This is a genomic window from Mesorhizobium sp. M4A.F.Ca.ET.050.02.1.1 (assembly GCF_003997725.1).
Lineage (GTDB): Bacteria > Pseudomonadota > Alphaproteobacteria > Rhizobiales > Rhizobiaceae > Mesorhizobium.
Map to the genome: position 1 here is coordinate 1 of NZ_RZSG01000055.1, position 17,092 is coordinate 17,092.

General features: G+C 64.3%; 24 protein-coding genes and 2 pseudogenes. 11 read left to right on the plus strand and 15 right to left on the minus strand.

What is annotated here, in order from left to right; translation table 11 throughout:
• From EOA33_RS06895 to EOA33_RS06910, 4 genes and pseudogenes are all read left to right on the plus strand, one after another.
• Window positions 1-220, plus strand: a pseudogene (locus EOA33_RS06895) (ATP-dependent helicase); the annotation flags it as partial.
• 371 nt (window positions 221-591) lie between these two features.
• Entirely contained in the window at window positions 592-888 is a 297-nt protein-coding gene (locus EOA33_RS06900) for a hypothetical protein (protein WP_126055587.1), read from the plus strand.
• A 67-nt stretch (window positions 889-955) separates the two neighbouring features.
• A complete protein-coding gene (locus EOA33_RS06905; RefSeq protein ID WP_126055588.1) occupies window positions 956-1,135 on the plus strand; it encodes a hypothetical protein in 180 nt (59 codons plus the stop codon).
• 235 nt (window positions 1,136-1,370) lie between these two features.
• Window positions 1,371-1,673, plus strand: coding sequence for a DUF982 domain-containing protein (locus EOA33_RS06910; RefSeq protein WP_127405298.1), 303 nt, complete (start codon window positions 1,371-1,373; stop codon window positions 1,671-1,673).
• A 102-nt stretch (window positions 1,674-1,775) separates the two neighbouring features.
• Here EOA33_RS06910 and EOA33_RS06915 read toward each other — a convergent pair whose 3' ends face one another.
• The 3 genes from EOA33_RS06915 to EOA33_RS06925 form a co-directional block, all read right to left on the minus strand.
• Window positions 1,776-2,564: a GGDEF domain-containing protein gene (locus EOA33_RS06915; protein WP_126055590.1), complete on the minus strand. Its 789-nt coding sequence runs from the start codon at window positions 2,562-2,564 to the stop codon at window positions 1,776-1,778.
• Window positions 2,565-2,801: 237 nt separating this feature from the next.
• The gene (locus tag EOA33_RS06920; protein WP_127405299.1) at window positions 2,802-3,377 is read right to left on the minus strand and encodes a hypothetical protein; all 576 of its coding nucleotides are present in this window, start codon (window positions 3,375-3,377) and stop codon (window positions 2,802-2,804) included.
• A 226-nt stretch (window positions 3,378-3,603) separates the two neighbouring features.
• On the minus strand, window positions 3,604-4,116 hold the full coding sequence (locus EOA33_RS06925; RefSeq protein ID WP_126055592.1) for a DinB family protein: 513 nt from the start codon (window positions 4,114-4,116) through the stop codon (window positions 3,604-3,606).
• A 272-nt stretch (window positions 4,117-4,388) separates the two neighbouring features.
• Between EOA33_RS06925 and bluB the strand changes: the two genes are divergently transcribed.
• On the plus strand, window positions 4,389-5,024 hold the full coding sequence (gene bluB, locus EOA33_RS06930) for a 5,6-dimethylbenzimidazole synthase (protein WP_127405300.1): 636 nt from the start codon (window positions 4,389-4,391) through the stop codon (window positions 5,022-5,024).
• Window positions 5,025-5,120: 96 nt separating this feature from the next.
• Here bluB and EOA33_RS06935 read toward each other — a convergent pair whose 3' ends face one another.
• Window positions 5,121-5,327, minus strand: a complete 207-nt coding sequence (locus tag EOA33_RS06935; RefSeq protein WP_126055594.1) for a hypothetical protein — start codon at window positions 5,325-5,327, stop codon at window positions 5,121-5,123.
• A gap of 179 nt (window positions 5,328-5,506) precedes the next feature.
• Between EOA33_RS06935 and ndk the strand changes: the two genes are divergently transcribed.
• The 3 genes from ndk (at window position 5,507) to EOA33_RS41325 (ending at window position 6,645) form a co-directional block, all read left to right on the plus strand.
• A complete protein-coding gene (gene ndk / locus EOA33_RS06940) occupies window positions 5,507-5,929 on the plus strand; it encodes a nucleoside-diphosphate kinase (protein ID WP_126055595.1) in 423 nt (140 codons plus the stop codon).
• A gap of 182 nt (window positions 5,930-6,111) precedes the next feature.
• A complete protein-coding gene (locus EOA33_RS06945; RefSeq protein ID WP_127405301.1) occupies window positions 6,112-6,318 on the plus strand; it encodes a hypothetical protein in 207 nt (68 codons plus the stop codon).
• A gap of 219 nt (window positions 6,319-6,537) precedes the next feature.
• Window positions 6,538-6,645: a class I SAM-dependent methyltransferase gene (locus EOA33_RS41325; RefSeq protein WP_281033057.1), complete on the plus strand. Its 108-nt coding sequence runs from the start codon at window positions 6,538-6,540 to the stop codon at window positions 6,643-6,645.
• A 59-nt stretch (window positions 6,646-6,704) separates the two neighbouring features.
• Here the strand turns inward: EOA33_RS41325 and EOA33_RS06955 are convergent, their stop codons facing one another.
• Window positions 6,705-6,968, minus strand: a complete 264-nt coding sequence (locus EOA33_RS06955) for a hypothetical protein (RefSeq protein ID WP_126055596.1) — start codon at window positions 6,966-6,968, stop codon at window positions 6,705-6,707.
• A gap of 672 nt (window positions 6,969-7,640) precedes the next feature.
• Here EOA33_RS06955 and EOA33_RS06960 point away from each other — a divergent pair.
• Window positions 7,641-8,336: a helix-turn-helix transcriptional regulator gene (locus EOA33_RS06960; protein ID WP_127405302.1), complete on the plus strand. Its 696-nt coding sequence runs from the start codon at window positions 7,641-7,643 to the stop codon at window positions 8,334-8,336.
• Between the two features lie 183 nt (window positions 8,337-8,519).
• A complete protein-coding gene (locus EOA33_RS06965) occupies window positions 8,520-9,296 on the plus strand; it encodes a DUF1194 domain-containing protein (protein WP_189347876.1) in 777 nt (258 codons plus the stop codon).
• 52 nt (window positions 9,297-9,348) lie between these two features.
• Here the strand turns inward: EOA33_RS06965 and EOA33_RS06970 are convergent, their stop codons facing one another.
• The 6 genes from EOA33_RS06970 to EOA33_RS06995 all read right to left on the minus strand — a co-directional run bounded on the left by EOA33_RS06970 (window position 9,349) and on the right by EOA33_RS06995 (window position 14,468).
• On the minus strand, window positions 9,349-10,110 hold the full coding sequence (locus EOA33_RS06970) for a YbaY family lipoprotein (protein WP_127405304.1): 762 nt from the start codon (window positions 10,108-10,110) through the stop codon (window positions 9,349-9,351).
• 78 nt (window positions 10,111-10,188) lie between these two features.
• Window positions 10,189-10,671 carry a molybdenum cofactor biosynthesis protein MoaE gene (locus EOA33_RS06975; protein WP_127405305.1) on the minus strand — a complete coding sequence of 161 codons (483 nt, stop codon included), beginning with the start codon at window positions 10,669-10,671 and terminating at the stop codon, window positions 10,189-10,191.
• Between the two features lies 1 nt (window position 10,672).
• On the minus strand, window positions 10,673-10,930 hold the full coding sequence (gene moaD, locus EOA33_RS06980; protein ID WP_127405306.1) for a molybdopterin converting factor subunit 1: 258 nt from the start codon (window positions 10,928-10,930) through the stop codon (window positions 10,673-10,675).
• A 1-nt stretch (window position 10,931) separates the two neighbouring features.
• Window positions 10,932-11,528: a CDP-diacylglycerol--glycerol-3-phosphate 3-phosphatidyltransferase gene (gene pgsA, locus EOA33_RS06985; RefSeq protein ID WP_126055601.1), complete on the minus strand. Its 597-nt coding sequence runs from the start codon at window positions 11,526-11,528 to the stop codon at window positions 10,932-10,934.
• A 103-nt stretch (window positions 11,529-11,631) separates the two neighbouring features.
• The gene (uvrC, locus tag EOA33_RS06990; protein ID WP_127405307.1) at window positions 11,632-13,707 is read right to left on the minus strand and encodes an excinuclease ABC subunit UvrC; all 2,076 of its coding nucleotides are present in this window, start codon (window positions 13,705-13,707) and stop codon (window positions 11,632-11,634) included.
• Window positions 13,704-14,468, minus strand: a complete 765-nt coding sequence (locus EOA33_RS06995) for an SDR family oxidoreductase (RefSeq protein WP_127405308.1) — start codon at window positions 14,466-14,468, stop codon at window positions 13,704-13,706. The genes uvrC and EOA33_RS06995 overlap by 4 nt, the downstream gene beginning before the upstream one ends.
• A 415-nt stretch (window positions 14,469-14,883) precedes the next feature.
• Between EOA33_RS06995 and EOA33_RS07000 the strand changes: the two genes are divergently transcribed.
• Window positions 14,884-15,528, plus strand: a complete 645-nt coding sequence (locus EOA33_RS07000; RefSeq protein ID WP_126055603.1) for an outer membrane protein — start codon at window positions 14,884-14,886, stop codon at window positions 15,526-15,528.
• A gap of 96 nt (window positions 15,529-15,624) precedes the next feature.
• On the opposite strand, the gene EOA33_RS40305 is transcribed toward EOA33_RS07000, so the two are convergent.
• The 4 genes and pseudogenes from EOA33_RS40305 to EOA33_RS07015 all read right to left on the minus strand — a co-directional run.
• The gene (locus tag EOA33_RS40305; RefSeq protein WP_245482263.1) at window positions 15,625-15,774 is read right to left on the minus strand and encodes a hypothetical protein; all 150 of its coding nucleotides are present in this window, start codon (window positions 15,772-15,774) and stop codon (window positions 15,625-15,627) included.
• Window positions 15,775-15,909 (minus strand): annotated as a pseudogene (locus tag EOA33_RS40310) (GFA family protein); the annotation flags it as partial. It abuts the gene before it with no gap.
• On the minus strand, window positions 15,863-16,504 hold the full coding sequence (locus tag EOA33_RS40315) for a TfoX/Sxy family protein (protein WP_245482262.1): 642 nt from the start codon (window positions 16,502-16,504) through the stop codon (window positions 15,863-15,865). The pseudogene EOA33_RS40310 and the gene EOA33_RS40315, both read right to left, overlap by 47 nt.
• A gap of 90 nt (window positions 16,505-16,594) precedes the next feature.
• Window positions 16,595-17,092 (minus strand): glutathione S-transferase family protein (locus EOA33_RS07015; RefSeq protein ID WP_145989082.1); only part of this gene is annotated, 498 nt, incomplete at its 5' end.

Here is a 17,092-nt window from a genome sequence, read left to right on the forward strand (position 1 = left end):
CACGTTGCATCTCGTCATGCCGCAGCGCTTCTTCGTGCACGGCCAGGCGGCGCGCGGCGACCGCCATGTCTATGCCGCGCGCAGCCGCTTCATCCCAGCCTCGATGCTGAATGCCTTCGAGCAGACGTCCTGGGCGAGCGTGCAGGCGAAGGACGATCCGCGCCGCCAGCCGCAGGTCCGCGTCGACCTCGGCCAGCGCATGCGCGGCATGTGGAAATAGGCGAGATCTTGCCTGCGGCATGCCTGTAGCGGCGGTGGCGTGTTCTTGCTTTCCTGCACCCTGCACCGCCGCGCTGCCAGGCAGACTGCGGGGAAGCGGCATGATCGGCAGATGCCGCCCGTTGATGCGGCGACGCCCTGCGCCGTCGCTGACGGGAACCAGCTGGCATCTGTGCGCGTGACGCGCGTGACCGAGGCCTATGCCGTTTCCATGGATTGTCTGGTCCTCCATGCCCCGGATGCGACGGACTGATTGGGTCCGCATCGCGCCGGGCCGCTCACGAAACGTGTCAGGGGCCCGCTCCATCGCGATGGAACCATCCACCGCCGGACGGGTTTCCGTTAGCGGGACCTAATGCAAAGGAGGCAATGATGAACAAGCTGATCCTCGCGGCCATGCTTGGCCTGGCAACGCTGGCGCCGACTGCAATTCCGGCGCAGGCGGCAAGCCTGACGATCACCACCGACGACGGCACACGCTACAGCGACGACTATTCCTGGCGCCGCCATCATCGCCATTATGCCATGCGTGACTATGATCGTGACTATCGGCCCCATTGGCGCCATCACGACCGCGACCGCTGCAAGGTCCGGGTGCACAAGCGCTGGCACCACCACCGCCTCGTGATCAAGCGGGTGTGGAGCTGCGGCTGGCACCGGGGCTGGTGACATCAGGGGATGGGCGCGAACCACGGCTAGAGGCCGGTGAGCGCCCGCCCGGCGAGGGAGGGCTCAAATGCGCTTAGTTCCTAGCAGCATGAGCCGGCGGCAGCGGCTTGGCCAATTGGCCGGACGGCTGTTCGTCAATGTCGTTGCCGCACTTGTTGCCGGCGTCGCCATCCTCTTCCTGGCGCTGTCGACGCACCATCCGGGGCCATCCGCACCGGACCAGTTCATAACGACCGCGGCGCCATGACATTGGCCGGAGTCCATCTATCGTCGTAGCGCAGCGCTTCGACCAGCACGGCAAAGGCCGGCGAGGACCAGGGCAGTAAGGAAAGGGGAATCCTCTAACCTTTCTGCCTTTCTGCCCTTCTGCCCTTCTGCCCTGAAAATCATGGAACCTCCCGCCGCCTTCCGCGTTCCTTGGCGTTCGACCCCCGACCGGAGAGCGGCGCCGGCCATCTCCGCCCCAAACCCAAGAGGCCAGAATGCACGACAGGACGTTCTTCAACCCGGTCGCCCTCACCGTAGGCGCCGGCCACAAGCGCATGATCGCGTCACTGTTCGACATGCATGAATTCCTGACAGAATTCCCGCCGTCGCGGCGGCGGCTGAGCTATGGTGCCGCGGTGAAGGCCTGCGAGGCCGCGCGGGCCGGAGGAATCTCCGCTGAGGCGGCACGCGATGCGCTGATCACCTTCGCGGTTACGGCAGGCATCCTCTGGCCCGCCGCCCAGCCCGCCGTCTCGGTCAAGCCGGTGGCGCGCAGCTTTGGCGGCTATGCGGCATGAAGTGAGTGAGTAGCGAATAGGGAACAGCGAGTAGGGTACGGCAATGAATGCGCCAGCCGGCGCACAGCCATTCGCTATTCGCTACGCACTATTCGCTACTTCTCAATGGACCGTCGCGGCGTCGTCGGTCAGCGTGCCAAGCAGCGCGGCCGTCGCGAAGCTGACCTGGTCGCGGCCGTTCGACTTTGCCTTGTAGAGGTGGCTGTCGGCCGTCCGGTACATGTCGGCATAGGTGGTGTTGCCGCTGAAGGCGACGCCGCCGATGCTAACCGAAAGCGGACAAGGCCGGCCGTCGGGCGAGAATTCCACCTCGCGGATGCGCCGCCTGATCCCTTCGGCGACCAGCCAAGACTGCGACGCGTCGGCGCCGGGCAGAAAGACCGCGAACTCCTCGCCGCCGATCCGGCCGACAATGTCGGCGCCGCGCAGCTGGCCCTTGATCGTCTTGGCGATCAGCTTCAGCGCCTGGTCGCCGCAATCATGTCCGAGACGGTCGTTGATGGTCTTGAAATGATCGGCATCGACGATCAGGAAGGCACCGGCATCGACGACCGCCTGGCTGCGGGCCTGATCGAGATAGGCCTCGACGAGCATCGAGAAGGCGCCGCGGTTGAACACCGCCGTCAGACTGTCGGTGGCCGCGACGATGCTCAGCGCCTTCTGCGCGACGGCCAACTGGCGCATCTTGAACATCAGGAAGAAGAAGAACGATCCCGCCAGCACGAGCGGCAGCAAAAGGTCCGTCATCTGCGCCCGCCACAGCGCATCGGGCGACAGCAAGGGAAAATTGTAGGAATCGACGAAAAAGGCCGCGGCGATGCAGACCGCCGTGCCGGCAATGGTGACCGCGATGACCCTGCCCCAGCTCGTCGGGGACAAATCGATGCGCATTCCCTTGCTCCACTACAACTGGCCTATCTTGCAGCCGGAGCGCAAACGAATTCCTAACATATTAGTTGCAATTCAAATGTGGTTAACCGCCTGTCGAAGGGCGACCGCCAGCTGTAATGCGCAAAAGGCCCGCCACCTCGTTAGCCCCTGGATAGCGGGCCTTCCGACTGGCCGGAGGCCAGGAGAGTGCCGGCGCACGGCCTCACGGCTGGTTCGACACCCCCCTCGCCGGAAATGTCAGCGCCGCGCGATCATCAGGCAGAGCTGCCGCAGGTCGCGATCATAGGTGCCTTCGCTGCTGAGCACGTCGACGCAGCGCTTCTTCATCCGTGCCAGTTGGCCGCTCGACATTTCGGCGACAACGGAGGCCAGGTTCGGGGTTCCGGGCGGAGTCGCGCCGGGAGCTCCAGGAACGGTGCCGCCAACACCGACATTGGCGCCAACGCTCGTGCCGCCGAGCGTCACGCCGGCCGCGCTGTTGGTGCCGTTGCCCAAGGTCGCAGTGGCTCCGGCACCGTTGGTGCCGCCGATGGATGCCGTAGCCGTGGAATCGCTCCCGCCGATGGTGGCGGCCCCATTGGCGCCACCCGAGCCGCCGATCGAAACGCTGGCGCTGGTGTTGCTGCCGCCGAAAGATGCATTTGCGTCAGCCCCATCTGGGCCGCCCGCATTGGCGTCGGCGCTGTTGCCGCCAACGGATACGCCGCCAAGTCCACCAAGCCCGACGCTTTGCGCGTTCGCCGGCATGGCAAGAACAACGATGATTGCACCACTCGCCAATGTGCTGGCGAATCTCTTTACGATACTAGCCATAACACTCTCCTGTGTGGTTACTACTTCTGCATTGCAGCATTGTGCAACTTAAACGCACGTTCTTTCTTCGACAAGATACGTGGAGAGTGGTGTTTTGGTTTCTTTAGCTCGTGCTCATATCACGAATCGTAGTTTTCAATCGCTGCACTTCTGCTCGAAAGATTTAGACGAAATTTCTCTATATTTTAGATTTCAGGAACTTAAGCACCGGGTTCCTGCCGGAACGTCAGGCGTAGGCGCGGCCTTCCTCGCTGCGCTGGAACAGCACCAGGTCGAGCGGCACAGATGGTCGGCCAAGCACGGTCAGGATCATGTGCGCATGGCCGCGATGATGGGTCTGATGGTTGAAGAAATGGCTGAGCGCCGGCGCCAGCCGCTGCGAGATGGTGCGCATGTCCGAAAGGGTCATGTAGGAGAAGCGGCCGGCGAGCGCCTTTTCGCTCATGCCGTCGATCCAACTGATGATCCGCTTGTCTTCCGCCTCGCGCGCCAGCCTGAGAACGGACAGGGCGCGGTGGACAATCCTGTCGATACTCGCCGGCGCGTCGCCCTCGCCGCTGAAGCGCTTCATCCAGACGCGGTCAGCGACCAGGAGATGGTTGAGCGTCCCCATCATCGAGCCGAAGAAGGCACCGACATCGCGCTCGAACTCCGCGTCATCGAGATCGGCGGCGGCATCGTAGATGCGGCCGTTGGCCCACTGGTTGTAGGCTGCAAACATCATGAAATGCTGTTTCATCTCTCCGTCCCCGCTCGCGTTCCAGTTCAGGCCTACCTAAACCCTTGGAGGATTCGCGCCAATGACGATTCTGGGCGAGTAAGGGAATAGGGCAGTAGGGAAGATAGGGAGGGATACCTACTGCCCCACTGCCCCTACCACCTCCTCCCTCCCCAAATGCGACAAAGTGGACGTGCCTGCGTCGCTTCGCGTGCCTCACCGCCGCCTTGATCGGGGCAAAGAAAGAGGCAGCCGGGCAGACCCGGGCAATCACACGAAGGCAGCGCTGCGGCATGGCATCAGCCCCGGATTTCTCCGACGAATTTCGACTCCGGCTCATCACCTTGATGCAGTGGCGCCGGGACGTCAGGCGTTTCAAGACGGCGCCGCTTGACGACGGGACGCTGGAACGGTTGCTGGCGCTGGCCAGCATCGCGCCATCCGTCGGCCTCAGCCAGCCCTGGCGCTTCGTCGTGGTCGACGCCCCAGAGCGCCGCGGGGCCGTGCGAGCCTGTTTCGAGCATTGCAATGCCGAAGCGCTGCAATGTTTTTCCGGCGAGCGGGCGGCGCTCTATGCGCGACTGAAGCTCGCTGGGCTGACCGAGGCGCCCTGCCAGTTCGCGGTCTTCGCCGACCGCACGACGGCGCAAGGCCATGGGCTCGGCCGCCTGACGATGCCCGCCACCATCGACTATTCGGCGGTCATGGCGGTGCACACGCTGTGGCTGGCGGCTCGCGCCGAAGGCATAGGCATGGGCTGGGTGTCGATCCTCGATCCGGCCGAGATCGCCCGCATCCTCGACACGCCGCCGGAATGGACGCTGATCGGCTATTTCTGCCTGGGCTACCCCAGCGAGGAGGATTGCGTGCCGACGCTGGAGCGTGAGGGCTGGGAACAACGGCGCCCGGCAGTGATCCTCAGGCGATAGCGCGCCTCGGCGTTTTGAAGAACGCTGAACCACTCCAGATATTTGTCCTACGCAAGCCCGAACGAAAAACCGCTACACACTTTTCCTGGAATCCGGTCACTTCGCCGCATCCTTGTCGACGAGCCTGACGCAGATCGGATCGCCCTGCTCCATGCGGGCGCACTGCCATTCCGGGCCGAAGCCGAAATTCTCGCGCGATCCCATTCCGGGATGGAGCAGCAGGACGAAGGCCACGGCACCGAGGAGGACGGCGACAAGCAGGATGCCGGCTACATCCCCGCGTCTCAGATAGGGCCAGTTCATCTCGCGCCGCGCCCGGCTTCCTTCGTTCCTGTCCCGAGCCTCCATTGTCGCGCAAAGCGCCGCCCTTGGCTAGAACGCCGCCGGCAAGTGCTTCCCTTGGCGCTCCCCTTGGCAAGGGGCGAAGCGGCTTGTATAGAGCCCGCCACCCCGCAATCCATTCTCATCACAAGGACGACCCAATGGCGATCGAACGCACCTTTTCCATGATCAAGCCGGACGCGACCCGGCGCAACCTGACCGGCGCCATCACCAAGATGCTGGAAGACGCCGGCCTGCGCGTCGTCGCCTCCCGCCGGGTGTGGATGAGCCGCCGCGAGGCGGAAGGCTTCTACGCGGTGCACAAGGAACGCCCGTTCTTCGGCGAACTGGTGGAGTTCATGTCCTCGGGCCCGACCATCGTGCAGGTGCTGGAAGGCGAGAACGCGATCGTCAAGAACCGCGACGTGATGGGCGCCACCAACCCGGCCAACGCCGCCGACGGTACCATCCGCAAGGTGCATGCGCTGTCGATTGGCGAGAACTCCGTGCACGGTTCCGACGCACCGGAGACCGCGGCGCAAGAGATCAGGTACTGGTTCTCCGACACCGAGATCGTCGGCTGAGCCTTCAGCACGACGAGTGATTGAAGGCGGCAGCCGGTCGGACCGGCGCCGCCTTTTCGATTCCTGAGGGGTGGACAGACCCGCCGGTCGCGCTAGGTTGATGCCATCGGTGATAACTTCCCAAGGGCATCGCCGGCTGTGAGTGACTATCGCGCTTCCGCCCCTCCAACCTGAAGCGGGCGATGATCAATCCCAAGGTTTCCACCAGCGGCGTCGCCTACCCTGACGACCTTGTCCTGCTGAAGCGTATCTATGACCGCATCTGCCAGGAGCGGGGCATCGGCACCGGCAGCCCCGAAGCCGCGGACCTTGCCGCGCAAGCGATGGCGCTGTTTGCCGCCGGGATCTTCGACGAAGACGAAATCAGCCGAAGCCTCTCCGGTCAGTAGTGCCTGCCGGGAATTTCCGGCTTGGATTGAAGCGGCGATCGAGACATTCCAGCAGGCCAGGCCGACCAGCGCCATTCCCGGCTTCTTCCAAGGCACCGAAATGCCGTCGAGCACCTGGTGGGAGGCGTTATGGCCAGACCCCGCCGGTGTGCTGAGATCCGGCACGGAGGCGATCGACCTTTGCTGCGGCGACGGTTGGTTCACCTTGCCGATGGCGGCATGGCCCGGCACGTCGTTGGCATCGACATCGATGCCAGCCAGTTGGAGGCCGCCCGGCGGCGGCTGACTTACCACTATGGCGCGCTTTTCGAGAAGGCAAAGGGCTGAGCGCAGCCGTTGCCGGACCTACGCAGCGGATGCCCGCCGCCCCTCGCGGCGGATTCCCGTCATTTCGGTTGGCGCTCCTTCACATTCGCATGCTCGTTCGCCGCTTCCGTGTCGGTTGCCGGCGTCTGGGTATCGGCGCCGACAAACGGACTGCCCTGCCCGGGCGCGAGGTCGCCGCTGTGACCGGCCTTGTTGGGCTGCAAGGCCTGGCTGTCGGGACTGAGGCCATGCTGGAGGGCCGTGACCAGATGGTCGTCCGCCCTGGCCATGCCAGCGAAGGCAATCAGCGATGTGGCTGCAAGGATAAGCGCGTGCTTTTTCATATCTGGACTCCTTTGAGTGGCCAGATCGAGCCGCTTTCGATCCGGGCGACTTCAGTGAGGGACGTATCCCTTTTGCCTGCCCGCCATACGGAAGGAAACGCTCAGCGCGGTCGGATTATTCCGGCGATGGTCTCGCAGCCGCCCCCAGAAGGACGATATGGCCAGCCATTCCGGCCTTCGCCGATCGGTGGTATCTTGGAGGCGTGTGGTAGCCCATCCATCGTCAGGTAGACTCTTATGGCTGCCGATCGGGGAATCGCGTCCGCGATCGAGAATTGCTACGACGCCGCGTTCGAATTCGGGCGGTGGCCGCAAGCGCTGCAAAACCTTGCCGATTCCCTGGGGACGACGAGTTGCGTCATCCGCGTCCGTGATGACACGCACCCTTTTCGGAGCGATCAGCGCAACCGGACCAGGCCGACCCCGGACTCGACAGAGCACGCTGAATTCGCGGCGCTCTGGCTCGAAAACATCGAAGGCGCTCCCGACCCACATCCGGAGAGGGCAGAGCGGCTTTCGAAGCCCGCAATTTGCTTCACAGTCGAGGACGAAATCACCACGCCTGAGGAGCGGAGGTTTCTGCCCTACTATCAGGAAATAGCCGGTCCAGGACATCGTGAGTGGTGGGCGGCCGTTTGCTTCCCGGTGAAGAAGCGCAGATGGGTTCTGTCGATGTACCGCGACGCCCGCAGCGGGCCATTCGATCCGTCCGCGGCCGATCATTTCCTGCGCGTGGCGCCGGACCTCAGCCGGGTCATCAGCCTGGCCGAGAAGATCTGGGAGATTTCGCTCGACCCGACCCTGGCCGTCCTCGATCAGTTCAATTTTGGCGCGGCGCTGCTCGACTGCCATGGGCGCCTGACGCGTTGCAACGAGCATGCGGATGCACTGCTCGGCTCCGGCCTCGTAGTTCGCCATGGCCACATCCACGCAGCCGACCGGGAGAGCGATTCCCGCCTGCAGCGGATGATCAGCGCCGCCGTCTCAAGCCCAGTGGACGGGTCGTTTCTGGGCAAGCCGGAAGTCATCACCCGCGACGCTTCGTTCTGGCTCCTTGCCGAGCTGGTGCCGATGACTGCATTCGTGCGCGACCTGTTCAACGGCGGCGACTTTCTGCTTTGCTTCACCGACCTTGTGAGGGAACGTGCGCCATCAGCACGCTTGCTCGGCCGGGCTTTCCAACTCACGGCAGCCGAAGCGCGGCTGGCTTGCAGCCTGACCGCCGGCGACGGGATCGACGCCGCGAGCGCCCGATTGGCGATTGGCCGTGAAACCGCGCGAACCCAACTCCGCGCGATCCTCGCCAAAACGGGAACGCATCGCCAGGCCGAACTCACGGCGCTGCTATCACGCTTGCGCGCCCCCTAGCACCACTGAACTGCGCCTCACCCATTCGGGTGAAGCGCGCATGCGCTTGCCATCGCATACTTCCCCATCGGATTGCCGAGATCGCGCCTATGGAACCCGGGGCAGTGCTGGATGGCATTATCGTTGGGCAAAGATGTTCATTCCAACTCTAGGGCGCGGCCGGCACGATCGCGCATCGCGGCAATGGCGTTCCTCATCGGCGCATTTTGCTCGGTGTCGCTGGCGGCTGAACCAGCAAGGCCCCTCGTCGACCTCGAACTGGTCCTCGCGGTGGATGTCTCGTCCTCGATGAGCTTGTCCGAACAACGGGTCCAGCGTGATGGTTATGTCAGCGCATTCCGGCATCCGGACCTCGCTGGAGCCATAGGATCGGGCGCACGCGGCATGATCGCTGTTTCATATCTCGAATGGGCCGGGCCGAACTATCAGCGCGTCGTTCTGCCCTGGACGATCGTCGGCAGCTACGACGACGCCAAGCGGTTCGCCGACGCCCTGGCGGTCGAGCCTGTCACAGCGCAGGCAGGCACTTCCATTTCGGGCGCCCTTCTGTCAGCGGGCGACCTGTTTGCAAAGAGCCGCACCGCAGCGGCGCGCCGGATTATCGATGTATCGGGAGACGGTCCCAACAATGCCGGCCTGCCCGTCGCGCCGATACGCGACAGGCTGACAGGCTCCGGCATCACCATCAATGGACTGCCCGTCTCGCTGCCGCGCGGTGGTTCAAACGGCTTCCAATCCTTTGGCGAGCACTATCTCAATCTTTACTACGAGCGCTGTGTCATTGGCGGACCGGACTCATTCTTGATCGGAATCGACGATCTCGGGCAGTTCGAAGTCGCGATCCGCCGAAAGCTGCTCCTTGAGATCGCGGGCATGCCCGCGCGGCCCAGACTCGCGTCCTACAGCCCGGCAGGCGGCCGGATGTTCGACTGCTCTATGATCGGAACCACCGCGCGGTAACGCGCTTGTGCTGGCCTAGGGACGGAAAGCCGCTCCCCAGCTTTCCAGAAATCTAGCTCGCGGCATTGAAACGCAGGATGACGCGGTCGTCCCTGTCGGCGATGATGAGCTTGCCGGCGTCGATATGGTAGGAGGCGGCCTTGGCCAGGGCCTCGAACAGCGCCTTCTCCTGAGCCATGACCTCAGGCGCGCAGGCCATGTAGGTCGAGCCGATGTCGCTGATGGCGATCTTTTCGCCGTCCACCTTGGCGGTGGCGAAATAGGCGTTGCAGGGGCCCTTGCCGCCGGCCTTGCCGCCCTCGTCCACCCGGAACGTCGCCTGCGGGTCGGTGATGACGCCGATGCCGTCGATATATTCGACCAGCCAACTCTGCCCGAGCAGCGCATCCGCCGTTGGGTCCTGCGCCACCATCTTCAGCACGATGGTCTCAGGCTTATCGCTCAGCGGGTCGACCTGATGGCGCGTATCGGTGATGAACAGCAGCTTGTCGTCGACGGTGATGCGCGCCTGCAGCGCGTAGCTCATGTTCGGGCGGACGACCTGCTGGTCGAAGCTGATCTCGAACTTGATCGGCACCTGGCCCGCCGGCGCCACCTTGCGCTCGCCGATGATGGCGGCCGGCGCGTCGGCCAGCGACATGTCGGCAAGCTGCACCGAGAGCACGGCATTGGGCGGCAGCGCGATACGCTCGCGATACATCACCTCGCCCTTCAGCGTCGTCTCGGCGGCATCGGAGAATTCCGGCACCACAAGTACGCCAACGACCAACGGCACCAGGCCGAAGAAGAAGAATTCAGCGATCCTGTCCAGCATGACCCAGCTCCCCTAGGTTGCGCCAGCCAACGCAGGGTCCTGCAGGATTGCGGTCAATACATGGCCACGGGGTGGATTCTAATCGGTCGGCTTCGTCATCCAGCGCTCGGCTGCCTCGTCGTCGGCCTCCTTGGCCTCGACCCAGCCACCCTCGGAAGCATCGGCATGGTGCTCCTTCTTCCAGAAGGGCGCGCGCGACTTGAGGTAATCCATGAGGAAATTCGCCGCCTCGAATGCCGCCTGCCGGTGCGCCGAAGCCGCCACCACCAGCACGATGTTCTCGCCGGGCCGGACCTTGCCGTGGCGGTGGATGACGGTCAGCCCCTGCAACGGCCAGCGCTGGACCGCCTCGGTGGCGATGCGACCGATCTCGGCCTCGGCCATGCCCGGATAGTGTTCAAGCTCGAGGGCGGCGAGCCTGCCCTGCTCGTCGCGGCAAAGACCGGAGAAGGTCACCACGGCGCCGATATCGGCACGTCCCTTGGTCAGCCCGGCGATTTCGGCGGCGACGTCGAAATCCTCGCGCTGGATGCGTATTGCAGGCACCACAGCGTCCGGCACCTCAGCCCCCTGTCATCGGCGGGAACAGCGCGATCTCGCGCGCGCCCGCGATCTTCTCGCGGTGGCCGACATGTTCCTGATTGATGGCGACGCGGATGACGTCAGGAAATTGCAGCGCGTTCTCGTATTCCTCGCCGCGCGACTTCAGCCAACGCAATAGGTCTGCCACCGTCTCGATGCCGGCTGGCAGGTCGACATCCTCTTCCGGCTTGCCGATCCGCTCGCGCACCCAGGCGAAATAGATGAGCCTGGTCGCCATCTCACTCGTCCATGATGTGCTTGAGGCCGGCGCGGAAATAATCGTAGCCGGTGTAGAGCGTCACGAGAGCTGCGATCCACAGCAGCACCAGTCCGGTCTGCGTGGTCAGCGGGAAGATCTTGTCGCCGGCGGGGCCCGCCAGCAGGAAGGCGATGGCGACCATCTGGATGGTGGTCTTCCACTTGGCGAGTTGGGTGACGGGCACGGACACCTTAAGCGCCGCCAGATATTCGCGCAGGCCAGAGACCAGGATCTCGCGGCACAGGATGATGATCGCCGCCCACAGCGACCAGCCGGCGATGCCGGCATGGCGGTCGGTGTCGGCGGCAAGAAGCAGCAGGCAGGTGGCGACCAGCAATTTGTCGGCGATCGGATCAAGCATCTTGCCGATGTTGGAGGTCTGCTGCCAGGCGCGCGCCAGATAGCCGTCGAAATAATCGGTGATGGAGGCGAGCAGGAAGATGACCAGCGCCGACCAGCGGGCGAAGTCGCTCGACTTCAGATGTCCCTCGAGAAAGAAGCACAGCACCACCAGCGGCACCGCGATGATACGGGCGTAGGTGAGGATGTTCGGCAGGTTAAACGCGCGCTGGGCCATGTCGTTTTGGGTACTCTCTCCGCTGCGTACTCAAATCAGAAGGGAATGTGGGGGGTCAACTGGTCAGATTCGATTGGTCAGGCGAAAATAGGCGCAAGAATGGTCAGCTGTCATGAAAATGGTTGTAGACCAGCTTGGCCATCTGTTCCGAAATGCCGTCGACCTTGACCAGGTCCTCGACCGCGGCGCGGCTGACGGCCTTGGCGGTGCCGAAATGCAAAAGCAGCGCGCGTTTGCGGCCGGGGCCGATGCCGGCGATCTCGTCGAGCGGACTCTTGACCATCTCTTTCTTGCGGCGGGCGCGGTGCGAGCCGATGGCGAAGCGGTGAACCTCGTCGCGCAGTCGCTGGACGAAATAGAGCACGGGGTCGCGCACCGGCAGCGAGAAAGAGTCCCTGCCCCTGACGAAGAAGCGCTCGCGGCCGGCGTCGCGGTCCTGGCCCTTGGCGATGCCGATCGCGGCGACGCGGTCCTCGATGCCGAGATCGGCGAGGATCTTGCGCACCGCCGTCATCTGGCCCTGGCCGCCGTCGATGAGGATGACGTCCGGCCAGGCCGGAAAGCCGCCATTGGCCTCGATGCCGTCCTCGCCGTCATCCTCGGCCGGTGCGCCTTCCGCCTCCTGCGGCGTGTCGCCATGCTCCTTGAGCAGGCGCGAGAACCGCCGCTCCATGACTTCGCGCATCATGCCGAAATCGTCGCCGGGCGTGATCTCGGTCGAGCGGATGTTGAACTTTCGGTACTGGTTCTTCACGAAGCCTTCCGCCCCGGCGACGACCATGGCGCCGACGGCATTGGTGCCCATGATGTGCGAGTTGTCGTAGACCTCGATGCGCACCGGTGGCTTGGCCAGGCCGAAAGTTTGCGCAAAGCCCGACAGCAGGCGCGCCTGCGTCGATGTCTCGGCCAGCCTGCGGCCGAGCGCCTCGCGCGCGTTCTGCAGCGCGTTGTCGGTCAGGTCCTTCTTCTCGCCGCGCTGTGGCACGGAGATCGACACCTTGCGGCCGGCGCGGGTCGACAGCGCCTCGGCCAGAAGTTCCTGCTCCACGACGGCGTGCGACAGCAAGATGGCGCGCGGCGTCGGCTTGTCGTCATAGAACTGCGCCAGGAACGAGCCCAGCACCTCCGCCGCCTCCAGCGCCGGGTCGGCCTTGGGGAAATAGGCGCGGTTGCCCCAGTTCTGGCCGGTGCGGAAGAAGAAGACCTGGATGCAGGTCTGGCCGCCCTCCTGGTGGACGGCGAAGACGTCGGCTTCCTCCACCGTCTGCGGGTTGATGCCCTGGTGCGCCTGCACATGCGAGAGCGCGGCCAACCGGTCGCGGTAGATGGCGGCGCGCTCGAAATCGAGCTCCTCCGAGGCCTGCTGCATGGCGGCGGAGATTTCCGTCTTCACCTTCAGACTGCGGCCGGAGAGAAAGTCCTTCGCCTCGGCGACCAGCCCGGCATAGTCCTGGTGCGATATCTCGCCGGTGCAAGGACCGGCGCAGCGCTTGATCTGGTAGAGCAGGCAGGGCCGGGTACGGTTCTCGTAAAAGGAATTGGTGCAGCTCCTCAAAAGGAAGGCACGCTGCAGCGAATTGATGGTGCGGCCGACCGCGCCGGCGGAAGCGAAGGGGCCGAAATAGTCCCCTTTTCGTGAACGCGCGCCGCGATGCTTGTAGATGCCGGGCGAGACATGGTCGCCGGTCAAGAGGATATAGGGAAACGATTTGTCGTCCCGCATCAGCACGTTGAAGCGGGGCCTGAGCCGCTTGATGAGGTTCGCCTCGAGCAGCAGCGCCTCGATCTCGGTGCGGGTGACGACAAATTCCATCGTCGCCGTCTCGCGCACCATGCGGCCGATGCGGGCGGTGTGAAAGCGCCCCTGCGCGTAGTTGGTGACGCGCTTCTTCAGGCTGCGTGCCTTGCCGACATAGAGCACGTCGCCGGCGGCGTTCATCATGCGATAGACGCCGGGCGCGTTGGGCAGCCGCTTGACGAGCGTCTGGATCACCTCGGCGCCGACCATGCCGTCGGCGTCGCCGGCATGCGGCGTCCAGTCGATCGTGGTGAAGGCAACGTCCGGTCCGGCTGTCTCCGGCTCGACGATCTCCTCGACCGACTCGTCCTCGAGGTCGAGGTCGGGCGGCAGGTCGTCGGCGTCGCCGTTTCGTTTGTGCTTCTGATCTGTGGGACTCATTCCACCATGCCTGTCACATCGGGCGTCTGCCATGCAAGGTGCTGGCCGCCGTCGAGCGCGATCATCTGGCCGGTGACCGAGCGCGCGTCCCAGAGATAGCGGATGGTAGCGCCGAATTCGGACAAATCCGGGCCGCGCTTAAGGATCAGCCCGTCGAGCTGCGCGGCGAAATCATCATCGTCCTGGCGCGCGCTCTTGAGCGTCGGGCCCGGGCCGATGGCATTGACGCGGATGCGCGGGCCGAGCGCCTGCGCCAGCATCTGGGTTTGTGTCCACAGCGTCGACTTAGACAGCGCATAGGAAAAATAGCGCGGTGTCGGCCGCCACACGCGCTGGTCGATTATGTTGACGATCAGCCCCTCCTCGCCTTGCGGCAGGGCGCGGGCGAAATTCTGCGCCAGAAGCGCCGGCGTCTTCACATGGATGGCGAAGTGGCGGTCCCAGGCCTGCCAGTCGAAATCCTCGACACGATCGTCGACGAAAAGCGAGGCATTGTTGACGAGCAACCTGACCGGCCCAAGCGCCGCCTCCGAGCGGCCGACGAGATCGCCGACGGCGTCCATGTCGGTGAGGTCGCCCGCGATCACGGCGGCGCGGCCGCCCTCGCCCCTTATGCGTTCAGCCAGCGCCTCTGCCTCGGCACCCGAGCGGTTGGCGTGGATGGCGACGGCAAAGCCATGCGCGGCCAAATCCTCGACGATCGCTTTACCGATCCGTTTTGCCCCACCCGTCACCAGCGCTGTCCCAGCGGCTTTGCTCATCTGTCAATCCTCAAATCGCCGCCTCGATTCCGGAAGCCGGCACATTATGACGGGGCAAGGGGTTAAACGCCATTTCCACCTGGGGCGGGAATGTGGCGGAACGGCCTCGTCGCAACCTTTGCGTGATCCGGATTCGCGCCGGCTGGATCGCAATATAGGACGCTGGACTCCTTGCACCAAGCCGCGTGCAGCGCAGCATGGAAGCCCTGCTGACATTTCGCTGTTGCGAAGATGCAACGTCACGGTTCAGCCTCATTCGCGCCGGGGAATGACCCAAGTTCAGGTTCGCTTCAGCCGCATTTCGACACGACATTTGGAACCGTTGAGCGCCGGGTCCGTTTATCCCCCCGGACGGGTCTTGGGGCGCTCATGAACAACAAGCCTATGTGTCCTGTGGCTTAAGGAGTAAACAACAATGCAAGCCAATCTCAAATTCGCGCCGCTCGCGGTCGCGCTCGGGCTCTTCGCCCTTAGCGGTACTGCCTTCGCGGCCGACGTCATCTCGGAAGAGCCGCCGGCGCCCGCTCCGGTTGCCGAGCTTCCCGTCGCTTCCTGGGCCGGCCCGTATCTCGGCCTGAGCGCCGGCTATGGCTTCAGCGGTCATGCCGACGTTTCCGGCGGTCCCGACATCAAGACCAAGGGCTTTGTCGGCGGCGTCTTCGGCGGCTACCAGTGGCAGCAGGAGAACTTCGTGTACGGTGCTGAAGCCGATCTCGGCTACAATGGCGTCAAGGGTTCCAGCGCCGGCGTCGAAGCCAAGGGCGGCCTGGATGGCTCGCTGCGCGCTCGCCTCGGTTATTCCGTGACGCCGGAAATCCTGCTCTACGGCACCGGCGGTCTTGCGGCCAAGAACCAGAAGATCGACGACGGCGTCTCCAGCGACAGCAAGGCGATGCTCGGCTGGACGGCCGGTGTCGGCACCGACATCAAGATCACCGATAACGTGTTTGGCCGTGTCGAGTACCGCTACACCGACTACGGCGACAAGGACTTCGACAATGTCGGCAACGTCGAGTCGAAGGACAACCGCGTCACCTTCGGCGTCGGTATGAAGTTCTAAGTCGTCCAAGCCACGACACGAAAAAGCCGGGCCTCGCGCCCGGCTTTTTTTGTGGCTGCGCGAAATGGAAGCGATCACCTCGCGGGTCGCAAATCGTCATGCGCCGGATTGATCCGCTGGCTTTTCCTGGAAGCCATCATGGGCGGGTATCGACGGCAGCCGCTCGAGCCACGTCATCCGCGAGCGCATCAAGACCTGCGCATCGGGCTGGTAGTCGTCCGGATTGGTCATGGTGGCGGCGTGCACATGGATCTCATGAGGCCATCTGTCCGAGCGGAAATAGAGTCTCGTGCCGCAGGACGGGCAGAAGCCGCGAAAGGTGTTCGGGCTGCTTTCATAGTGGCTGATCTCGCCGATCCAGCTCAGCTGCTCCGGCCGCATGCCCAGGAAGGCCGTCAACGGGGCGGACGTGGCGCGCCGGCAATCGGCGCAGTGGCAGACCAGATTGCGTGTGATGTCCCCGGAATAGGTCCAGGTGACCGCCTCGCACATACAACGTCCCGTCAGAAACGCCATCGCAATCCTCCCGCCGGCCGCGTTGCCGAGCCGGTTCACGACACCAGTCGATGCAGTGCAAGATAGGCTGCTCCATCAACATGCGCTTCTTTGCGACCTTGGCTGGCTTCGATTTCGGCGGCAGCGTCTCGACGAAGGCCAGCGCGAGATCGAGCCAGCTGTCGAGATCGGCCTCCGTCGCCGTGCCCTCAGGCGCGACGTGGACGTAGCCCTCCATCGCCCGGCCGCCCATTTCCATTGGGCGGGCATGCGGACGCGCGGCGGCGGTCTCATGCGCCGCTTTGCCGACACGCACCAGCAGTCCTCGCTTCGAGGTACCGATCAGCATGTTGCCGTTGAGCATGAAGCAGGTGCCGCCGAACATCTTCTGTTCAGTGAAGGCGCGCTGGCCGAGAGCCGCGCGCAGGCGCTCGACCATGGGGTCTGGCGCGACGCTGGTTTTGGTGACTGACTTCGCCATGCTCACCACTCCGACTTGGGGAGTATCAGGCAAGCATGGAAGTGGATGGGGTTCAAGCTAGTCTCCCCTTGGGGGAGAAAGGGAAGGCGCCTACGCCGGCACGGCCGGTTTCAGCTCCGGGAACTTCTCGTCGAAGCGTGCCGCCCAGCGGGTCAGCCGGCCGCGGCCTTTTTCCCATTTGCCGGCGAAGCGCAGCGCCAGATAGCCGAGGGTGGCGCGCAGCGCCATCTGGCCGACGGTGATCTTCTTCGGCAGCTTTGGCGGGTTGGCGTTGAGCAGGTCGAGCGCGGTGGTGATCTTCGCCCACTGGCGATCGAGCCAGGGCTGATAGACCATCTCGTCAGGCCGCGTGCGCCGCTCGTAGACCATCGACAGCGCGCAATCGCAGATACCGTCGGCCAGCGCCTCCAGCACCTCGGCCTCGAGCCGCTTGTCGGGATTGCGCGGGAACAGCGCGTTCTTCGAGGCGCGGTTGAGGTGCTGGGTGATAGCGCGGCTGTCGTAGATCGAGCGGCCGTCGTCGAGGACCAGCACGGGGATCTTGCCGAGTGGATTGGCGCCGATCAATTCGGCCGGCTGCTCCTCGGT